10 protein-coding genes are annotated in these 8,700 nt (G+C 72.7%); 2 read left to right on the plus strand and 8 right to left on the minus strand.

Annotated elements, in window-relative coordinates:
- Nucleotides 1–5: 5 nt before the first annotated feature.
- From DKL51_RS37650 to deoC, 8 genes are all read right to left on the minus strand, one after another.
- The gene (locus DKL51_RS37650; protein WP_185734714.1) at nt 6–149 is read right to left on the minus strand and encodes a hypothetical protein; all 144 of its coding nucleotides are present in this window, start codon (nt 147–149) and stop codon (nt 6–8) included.
- Nucleotides 146–1,147 carry a cytochrome d ubiquinol oxidase subunit II gene (locus tag DKL51_RS05340; protein ID WP_109944291.1) on the minus strand — a complete coding sequence of 334 codons (1,002 nt, stop codon included), beginning with the start codon at nt 1,145–1,147 and terminating at the stop codon, nt 146–148. The genes DKL51_RS37650 and DKL51_RS05340 overlap by 4 nt, the downstream gene beginning before the upstream one ends.
- Before the next feature lie 11 nt (nt 1,148–1,158).
- Entirely contained in the window at nt 1,159–2,406 is a 1,248-nt protein-coding gene (locus tag DKL51_RS05345) for a cytochrome ubiquinol oxidase subunit I (RefSeq protein ID WP_109944292.1), read from the minus strand.
- A gap of 99 nt (nt 2,407–2,505) precedes the next feature.
- A complete protein-coding gene (locus DKL51_RS05350) occupies nt 2,506–3,411 on the minus strand; it encodes a M56 family metallopeptidase (RefSeq protein WP_109944293.1) in 906 nt (301 codons plus the stop codon).
- A 10-nt stretch (nt 3,412–3,421) separates the two neighbouring features.
- Entirely contained in the window at nt 3,422–3,874 is a 453-nt protein-coding gene (locus DKL51_RS05355) for a BlaI/MecI/CopY family transcriptional regulator (RefSeq protein WP_109944294.1), read from the minus strand.
- A 112-nt stretch (nt 3,875–3,986) separates the two neighbouring features.
- Nucleotides 3,987–4,811 carry an aldehyde dehydrogenase family protein gene (locus tag DKL51_RS05360; RefSeq protein WP_109944295.1) on the minus strand — a complete coding sequence of 275 codons (825 nt, stop codon included), beginning with the start codon at nt 4,809–4,811 and terminating at the stop codon, nt 3,987–3,989.
- A complete protein-coding gene (locus tag DKL51_RS05365; RefSeq protein WP_109964342.1) occupies nt 4,804–6,234 on the minus strand; it encodes an aldehyde dehydrogenase family protein in 1,431 nt (476 codons plus the stop codon). The genes DKL51_RS05360 and DKL51_RS05365 overlap by 8 nt, the downstream gene beginning before the upstream one ends.
- Before the next feature lie 6 nt (nt 6,235–6,240).
- Entirely contained in the window at nt 6,241–7,200 is a 960-nt protein-coding gene (gene deoC, locus DKL51_RS05370; RefSeq protein ID WP_109944297.1) for a deoxyribose-phosphate aldolase, read from the minus strand.
- A gap of 137 nt (nt 7,201–7,337) precedes the next feature.
- Here deoC and upp point away from each other — a divergent pair, with 137 nt between their 5' ends.
- A complete protein-coding gene (gene upp, locus DKL51_RS05375; RefSeq protein WP_109944298.1) occupies nt 7,338–7,970 on the plus strand; it encodes a uracil phosphoribosyltransferase in 633 nt (210 codons plus the stop codon).
- A gap of 113 nt (nt 7,971–8,083) precedes the next feature.
- Nucleotides 8,084–8,700, plus strand: a 617-nt coding sequence (locus DKL51_RS05380; RefSeq protein ID WP_148097730.1) for a GOLPH3/VPS74 family protein, incomplete at its 3' end; no start/stop codon positions are given.

The raw sequence follows: 8,700 nt of genomic DNA on the forward strand, positions 1-8,700 counted from the left end.
TACACTTATGCGATCGTCGGCAGCGTCAGATGTGTACAAGAGACAGCCAGCAGCGCGGTGAGCCCGCCCAGTACCGCGAGCACGGCGAGGTCGCGCCGGGCCGCGGGGACCCGGCGCAGCAGACGCGGGTCGAACGGGCGGCGGTTCACCAGTACACCGGTGCCCTGCCGTCGGTCCGTCCCCGGAACACCCACCAGCACATCGCCTGAAAGCCTAGTAGGGCCGGCAGAAGCGGCAGCGCCAGCCAGCCCAGCAGCCGCAGGGTGGGTCCGCTGGCGGCGGCGTCCGCCACGGTCAACCCGGCTCCCGGCTCGGCGGTGGAGACCAGCGCCCACGGCCAGAGGGCCGCCCCGACCAGCGCCACCGGCAGCGCCAGCGCCGCGCTGGTGGCGGCGAAGGCCACCCCGGGGCGGTTGCGCGCGAGCGCCGTCCGGGCCGCCAGCAGCGCCACGACCAGCAACAACGCCAGGAGTACGGCGGCCAGCGGCTGCTGTGCGGCGGCGCGTACCCGGTCGGAGAGCAGACCGACGACGGTGGTCGCGCCGACCGCGGTGACCGCCACCGGCACGAGCCGGCGGGCCAGCCGGCGGACCGGCGCGGCGTCCTCGGCCGGCAGCCGTAGCGTGAGGAACGTCGCACCATGCGCCGCGACCAGCGCAAGCATCGCCAGCGCGGCGGCGGCCACGAACGGCGTGAAGAGGTGGGTCAGCCCGTCGACGTGCCCGTCCGCCCGCAGCGGTACGCCCTGGAGCAAGCCCGCGAGCAGGGCACCCCAGCCCAGCGCGGCGAGGGCGCTGCCGACCACGATCACCCGGTCCCAGCCGGCCCGGGCCCGCGCGGTGTGCGGCCGACTGCGCAGTTGGACGCCGGCGGTCACCAGGATCACCCCGACCAGCGCGCCCATCACGGCGGGGTAGAGCCCGGAGAGCAGTTCGCCTTCCAGGGTGGGGAAGGCGCCGAAGAGGATGCCGACGGCGGCGACCAGCCAGACCTCGTTGCCGAGGAAGAACGGCCCCACGGCGTTGAGGGCGGTGCGCCGGGCGGTGGCGCCGCGGGCCAGCAGCAGGCCGACGCCGTAGTCGTAGCCGCCGAGGACGAGGTAGGTGGCGAAGAAGAGGCCGAGCAGGGCGTACCAGGCGAGTTCCACGACGGTCTCCCTCAGGCGAAGACGGGTGCGGGGTGGGTGTCGGTGTCCGGCGCGGGTGGCCGGCCGAGGGCGGGGTCGGCCGCGCCGCGAGCGGCGTGCCGGGCGAGCAGCACGCAGTTGGTGACGGCAAGCGTGCCGAGCAGCAGGGTGAAGCCGACCAGCGAGGTGAGCATCACCCCCGCGCCGACGGGGGAGACCGCCTCCTCGGTCGGGAGCAGCCCGTACGCGACCCAGGGTTGGCGGCCGACCTCGCGGGCGATCCAGCCGAGGATGACCGCGACGAAGGGCAGCGGCAGGGCGAGCAGGATCAGCCAGAGCGGGAAGCGCAGCCGGATGATCCAGTCCCGCCAGAGCAGCGGCACCAGCAGGGTTCCGAGGAAGAGCGTGAACCCGATCAGGATCATGAAGCCCAGCCCGACGTTGGCGAGCGCCGGCGGGGTGTAGTCGCCGGAACCGAACCGCGCCGTCCACTCGGCGACCAGCGCGTCCCGGTCCGGGCCGCCGCCGAACTTGGTCGGCTGCAGCCGGCCGACCGGGCCGAACTGGGCGAACCCGAAGCCCACCAGGAAGACCACCGCGGGGGCGGCGGTGAGCAGACCGAGCCGCAGCGATGTGCGGAAGAGCGCGAAGTCGGGGGTACGCCGGATCAGGTGCCAGGCGCTGACGGCGGCCATCAGCATCCCCCCGGTGACCAGGCTCGCCGACACCACGTGGGCGAAGGCGAAGCCGAGGGTGGGATTGGTGAGGAGCGCGCCGAAGTCGGTGAGGTGGGCGATCCCGTCGCGTACCTCGTAGCCGACCGGGTGCTGGAGCCAGGAGTTCGCCACCATGATCCAGAACGCCGAGGCGTACGCGGTGAACGCGACGCCCCAGAGCAGCGCGAGGTGGACGCCCCGGCGCAGCCGGTGCCAGCCGAAGATCCACATGCCGAGGAACGTGGACTCCAGGAAGAACGCGACCAGCGTCTCGATGGCCAGCGGCGCGCCGAAGACGTTGCCCACGTACCGCGACAGGCCGCTCCAGTTCAGCCCGAACTGGAACTCCATCACGATGCCGGTGGCGATCCCGAGCACGTAGTTGATCACGTAGAGCTGGCCCCAGAACCGGGTCAGCCGCTCGTAGACCGGCTTGCCGGTGACGAATCCGGCGGTCTGGAGGCCGACCAGCAGCGTGACCAGCCCCAACGTGACCACCACGAAGAGGAAATGGATCGTCGTGGTGGTGGCGAACTGCAGACGGGCGAGGAGCAGGGTGTCCATGGCCGCTCTCCAAGAGTTGGCTCGCTTGTCATAGAGACCCTACACGTAGGCTGTCTACGCATCCGCACGCGGCGCAAAGCCGAGCCGGGGTGCCGGCGGTCAGCTCAGGAAGAGGGAGATCGGCAGGGCGACCAGGGTGGTCGCCAGGGTCAGCGCGGCGGTACCGATCAGGCGGGGTGGCCGGTCGGCGACCAGCAGCCGCTGCACCCGGACGTCCAGGTCGCGGTCACCCATGCCCAGCGCGCCGGCCGGGGTGATCCGGTGGCCGGCCGCGGCGAACCGGCGCAGCGCCCCGGCGAGGGGCTCCTCCGCGTGCAGCTCCCGGGCCTTGTCGTCGGCCCGCATCTCGACCAGCAGGGCCACCCGTTCGTGTGCGGCCCGTACCCAGCGGAACCACGGCAGCGCCCGGCAGAGGGCGGTGAACGGCAGCAGCACGAGATCGTGCCGCTCCTGCGCGTGCGCCCGCTCGTGGGTCAGCACCGCCTCCAGCTCGGCGCGGTCCAACAGGCTCAGCGTCCCCGCGCTGACCACCACCCGGGGCTTCACCCCCGGCAGGCAGTACGCCGCCGCGCTGGGGTGGTCGAGCACCAGGGCGCCCGGCACGGTCGGGTCCCGACGGGCGACCAGGCTGAGCAGCTCCCGGTGCCGACGCTGGGCGCGTACGGTGCCGTGGATGCTGCGTACGGTCGTGGTGAGCAGCACCGCGCCGATGCCGAAGCCCACCCCGACCAGGCCGAGGTGGACCGCCCCCAGCCCGGTCGGCAGGGTGCCGTGGGCCAGGTCGGTGGCCAGCGCGAGCAGGGCGCTCCCGGTCGGCCGGTCGTAGGTGCTGAGGCCGAGCGCCATCGGCAGCCCCATCGCGGAGAGGCCGAGCGCCAGCCCGACGGCCTGCCAGCAGACGATCGCCACGCGGGGGGCCCGCCAGGTCCAGGTCGACGTGGCGAGGACCTGCGCGGTCAGCCAGCAGGCCAGGGTGGTCGCGGCGAAGTGCACGGCGTACGCCACGGCGGTCGCCCTACCGGTCCGTCGCCTCGTCGGCCAGCGCGGGTCGCCCGGCCCGCGGATCCTCGACCCGGTCGGTCAGCCCCGCCTCGGGGGTGGCCAGCCCGGCCTCGGCGCTCAGCGCGGCGCGGAGCACCTCCGCCTCGGTGCCGGTGACCGAGCGGGCGAAGCGCACCAGCGCGGCGTCCCGGCTGCCGCCGAGGTCGAGCGCGTCGAGCATGAGCTTGGCGATGTGCGCCTCGCGGCTGGCCGCGGCCCGGTACCGCCAGGCCCGCCCCTCACGCTCGCGCTGCACCATGCCCTTGCCGGCGAGCCGGTCGAGCACGGTCATCACCGTCGTGTACGCCAACTCGCGCCCGTCCAGCGCGTCGGCCACCTCGCGCACGGTGACGCCAGGAGACGTGGCGGGGACCAAGTCCCACAACACGTCCATCACCGCACGCTCAAGATCGCCAAGCCGAGTCACGCGCCAATCCTACCCCGCGTAGTAGACCGCTTAGCAGGGCGGGACACGTGAGCGTGACCTCCGCGCGGACCGGGCGGGGCTCCCCCGAAAACCCCAAGGCCGGGGACGAGACTCACACCCCCTTGGGGTGCCACACCGTCTTCGTCTCCAGCAGAGACGTCATGCGGGTGATGCCCGGGTCGGCGGACCAGTCGTGGTCGGTGGGGGCGGGGCGGAGCACCCGCTTGAGGTTCTCCGCCGCCTTCACCTCCAGGTCCGCCGCCAGCTCGGCGTCGGTCACCCCCGTCAGGTCGATGGCGTTGACGTCCATGTGGCTGGCCAGTGTCGGCACGGTCTCCGACAGCCGACCGGTCAGGATGTTGACCACCCCGCCGGGCAGGTCGGAGGTGGCCAGCACCTCGGCCAGGGTCACCGCGGCCAGGGGCTGCGCCGGCGAGGCCGCCACCACCACGGTGTTGCCGGTGACGATCGCCGGGGCGATCACGCTGACCAGGCCGAGCAGGGCCGGCGTCTCGGGGGCCACCACGGCCACCACGCCGGTCGGCTCGGGCGCCGACAGGTTGAAGTACGGGCCGGCGACCGGGTTGGCGCCGCCGTACACCTGCGGGAGCTTGTCGGACCAGCCGGCGTACCAGACCCAGCGGTCGGTCGCGGCGTCGACCTCGTCGCCCGGCACGCCGAGGGCGACGAACTGCTCCCGCCGGCCCTCCAGCATCTCGGCGACCCGGTAGAGGATCTGGCCCCGGTTGTACGCGGTCGCCCCGGCCCAGCCCTTCACGGCGGCCCGGGCGGCGACGACAGCATCGCGCGCGTCCTTGCGGGAGGAGAGGGCGACGTTGGAGTCCTGCACGATGTACGACCGTCCCGACTCGCTGCGTGGGAACTTCCCGCCGATGAAGAGCTTGTACGTCTTGCGTACCGCGACCCGCTCAGACATTGAGGTAGCCCTCCAGCCCGTGCCGGCCGCCCTCGCGACCGTAGCCCGACTCCTTGTAGCCGCCGAACGGCGACGTGGGATCGAACTTGTTGAACGTGTTGGCCCAGACGACGCCGGCGCGGAGCCGGTCGGCCATCCAGAGGATCCGGGAGCCCTTGTCGGTCCAGATCCCGGCCGACAACCCGTACGGCGTGTTGTTGGCCTTCTCGACGGCCTCGGCCGGGGTGCGGAAGGTCAGCACCGACAGCACCGGGCCGAAGATCTCCTCGCGGGCGATCCGGTGTGCCTGGGTGACCCCGGTGAAGATCGTCGGTGCGAACCAGAAGCCCCGCTCCGGCAGCTCGCACGCGGGCGACCAGCGCTCGGCGCCCTCGGCGGAGCCGGCGTCGGAGAGCTCGCGGATCCGCTCCAGCTGGGCCGCCGAGTTGATCGCCCCGATGTCGGTGTTCTTGTCCAGCGGGTCACCGACCCGCAGCTGGGCCATCCGGCGCTTCAGCGACTCCAGCACCCGGTCGGCGACCGACTCCTGGATCAGCAGCCGGGAGCCGGCGCAGCAGACGTGCCCCTGGTTGAAGAAGATGCCGTTGACGATCCCCTCGACCGCCTGGTCGATCGGGGCGTCGTCGAAGACGATGTTGGCGGCCTTGCCGCCCAGCTCCAGGGTGAGCTTCTTGCGGGTGCCGGCGACCGCGCGGGCGATCGCCCGGCCCACCTCGGTGGAGCCGGTGAAGGCCACCTTGTCGACGCCGCCGTGCTCGACCAGTGCGCGGCCGGTGTCACCGGCGCCGGTGACGATGTTGACCACGCCGGCCGGCAGGTCCGCCTGCTGGCAGATCTCGGCGAAGACCAGCGCCGTCAGCGGGGTCGTCTCGGCCGGCTTGAGCACGACCGTGTTGCCGGCGGCCAGCGCCGGGGCGATCTTCCAGGCCAGCATGAGCAGCGGGAAGTTCCACGGGATGACCTGCGCGGCCACGCCGAGCGGCTGCGGGTTCGGCCCGAAACCGGCGTACGGCAGCTTGTCGGCCCAGCCGGCGTAGTAGAAGAAGTGCGCGGCGACCAGCGGCAGGTCGACGTCCCGGGACTCCTTGATCGGCTTGCCGTTGTCCAGCGACTCCAGCACGGCCAGCTCGCGGGAGCGCTCCTGGATGATCCGGGCGATCCGGTACAGGTACTTGGCCCGGTCGCGGCCCGGCATCGGGCCCCAGACCTTCTCGTACGCCTCACGGGCGGCGCGGACCGCGCGGTCCACGTCCTGCGGGCCGGCCTCGGCGACCTCGGCCAGGACCTCCTCGGACGCCGGGTTGATCGACTTGAAGGTGCCGCCGTCGGTCGGGTCGACGAACTCCCCGTTGACGAAGAGCCCGTACGAGGGCTTGATGTCCACCACCGAGCGGGACTCGGGGGCGGGTGCGTATTCGAACATCGGCTCTCAGTCCAGGGTGAAGTAGTCGGGACCGGAGTAGACGCCGGTCGTCAGCTTGGTGCGCTGCATGAGCAGGTCGTTGAGCAGGCTGGACGCGCCGAACCGGAACCAGTCCGGGTCCAGCCAGTCCGCGCCGACGGTCTCGTTGACCATGACCAGGTACTTGATCGCGTCCTTGGTGGTCTTGATGCCGCCGGCCGGCTTCACGCCGACCTGCCGCCCGGTGGCCGCGCGGAAGTCGCGGACCGCCTCCAGCATCACCAGGGTCACCGGCAGGGTGGCCGCGACCGGGACCTTGCCGGTGGAGGTCTTGATGAAGTCACCGCCGGCCAGCATGGCCAGCCAGGAGGCCCGCCGCACGTTGTCGTAGGTGGCCAGCTCGCCGGTCTCCAGGATCACCTTGAGGTGGGCGTCCCCGCAGGCGGACTTGGTGGCCACGATCTCGTCGTAGACCTCCTTGTAGCGCCCGGCCAGGAACGCGCCCCGGTTGATCACCATGTCGATCTCGTCGGCGCCGGCCGCGACGGCCGCCCGGACGTCCGCCAGCTTGATCTCCAGCGGCGCCTGGCCGGACGGGAAGGCGGTCGCCACGCTGGCCAGGTGCACGCCGGAGCCGCGCAGCACCTCGGCCACGTACGGGACCATCGCCGGGTAGACGCAGACCGCGCCGACGTGCGGGCAGGACGGGTCGGCCGGGTCGGGGCGCAGCGCCTTGGCCGCGAGCGCCCGCACCTTTCCCGGGGTGTCCGCGCCCTCGAGGGTGGTCAGGTCGACCATCCGGATCGCCAGGTCGATCGCCTGGGCCTTGGCCGTGGTCTTGATGGAGCGGGTGCCGAGCTGTGCCGCCCGCTGCTCCGCGCCGACCTGGTCCACGCCGGGCAGGCCGTGCAGGAAGGTCCGCAGAGCGGTCTCGGATCGTCCCAGCTCGGAGAGCTCCGACCGGGCCGACGTCGCTGTCGCCGTCATGCCCCGAATACTACCCATCCGACGGCCGAGTGATCTTGATCACCGTCCTGTGGTCGGGGCCGCCACACGTGAGCGGCGTCGCTGGTCACCCCCGCACCGGCACTGCGGGCGGGGCTGGACCGGTAGGTTGAGCGATCGTGGACGTACACGTCATTGACCACCCGCTCGCCCAGTCCCGGCTGACCGCCATGCGGGACGCCCGGACCGACTCGGCGTCGTTCCGGGCCGCGCTGCACGAACTCACCACCATGCTGGTGTACGAGGCGGCGCGCTCCTTCCCGGTCGAGAAGTACCCGATCCAGACCCCCGTGACGGACGCCGAGGGCACCCGGCTGGCCAACCCGCCCCTGCTGGTGCCGGTGCTGCGGGCCGGTCTCGGCATGTCCGACGCCGCCCTCGGCCTGCTCCCCGAGTCGTCGATGGGCTTCGTCGGCCTGGCCCGCGACGAGCGGACGTACGAGCCGCGCGCGTACATGGAGTCGCTGCCCCGCGACCTGACCGGCCTGCCGGTCCTGGTGCTCGACCCGATGCTGGCGACCGGCGGTTCCTTGGAGCACTGCTGCCGGCTGCTCGCCGACCGTGGCTGCACCGACATCACCGTGCTCTGTGTGCTGGCCGCCCCGGCCGGCATCGAGCGGCTGCAGAAGTCCGGCCTCCCGCTGCGCCTCGTCACCGCCTCGATCGACGACGGCCTCAACGACCGGATGTTCATCGTCCCCGGTCTCGGCGACGCCGGTGACCGCCAGTTCGGCGGCATGCCCCGCTTCTGACCCGTCACGGCCCGCCGGTTCCGCCGGCGGGCCGATCGGCCGCGGTGCCCCGTCCATCCGGGAGGGCGCGTTGTGCCACGGAGGGGTGCGGGCACCGGATACCGTCTCGGGCCATGACTGGTGTTGCGCTCGCCGAAGAGCTGCTGCTCCTCGCCTATGACGACGAAACCGGCAAGGCGACCATGCCGCGGATCAGCCTGGACCTCGGGATGGCCGCCGCGGTGCTGGTCGAGCTGGCCCTGGCCGGCCGGATCGCGTACGCCGAGGGGTCCCTGGTGGTGATCGACCCGGCGCCCACCGGCGAGCCGATCGCCGACGAGGTGCTCGGTCGGATCGCCGCCGACACCCCGCACACCCCGGCGTCCTGGGTGCAGCGGCTGCGGCACGGCCTGCGCGACCGGATCCTCGGCGATCTGTGCCGGCAGGGCGTGGTCCGGGACATCGACGAGACCGAGCTGGGCTTCATCCACGTGCACCGGTACCCGGTCACCGACCCGTCGGTGGAGACGGACATCCGCCGCCGGCTGGCCGAGGCGCTGACCAGCGGGCAGGTGCCGGACGAGCGCACCGCCGCGCTGGCCACCCTCGTCGCGGTGCTGCGGATGGAACCGGCGCTCGGGCTGACCGGCGACGACGCCCGGGACGCGCACCGCCGGCTGGAGGAGATCGCCGGCGGCGCCGGGTTCTCCGGCAACGTCAGCCTGGACGACTCCGTGGTCCGCCCCTCCGT

The sequence above is a fragment of the Micromonospora globispora genome, assembly GCF_003857015.1.
Lineage (GTDB): Bacteria > Actinomycetota > Actinomycetes > Mycobacteriales > Micromonosporaceae > Micromonospora > Micromonospora globispora.

What these genes read in the sequence shown, in the direction of transcription:
- DKL51_RS05345 (WP_109944292.1), bottom strand. Translation starts at nt 2,406, where the DNA reads ATGGACACCCTGCTCCTCGCCCGTCTGCAGTTCGCCACCACCACGACG.
- DKL51_RS05360 (WP_109944295.1), bottom strand. Translation starts at nt 4,811, where the DNA reads ATGTCTGAGCGGGTCGCGGTACGCAAGACGTACAAGCTCTTCATCGGC.
- DKL51_RS05365 (WP_109964342.1), bottom strand. Translation starts at nt 6,234, where the DNA reads ATGTTCGAATACGCACCCGCCCCCGAGTCCCGCTCGGTGGTGGACATC.
- deoC (WP_109944297.1), bottom strand. Translation starts at nt 7,200, where the DNA reads ATGACGGCGACAGCGACGTCGGCCCGGTCGGAGCTCTCCGAGCTGGGA.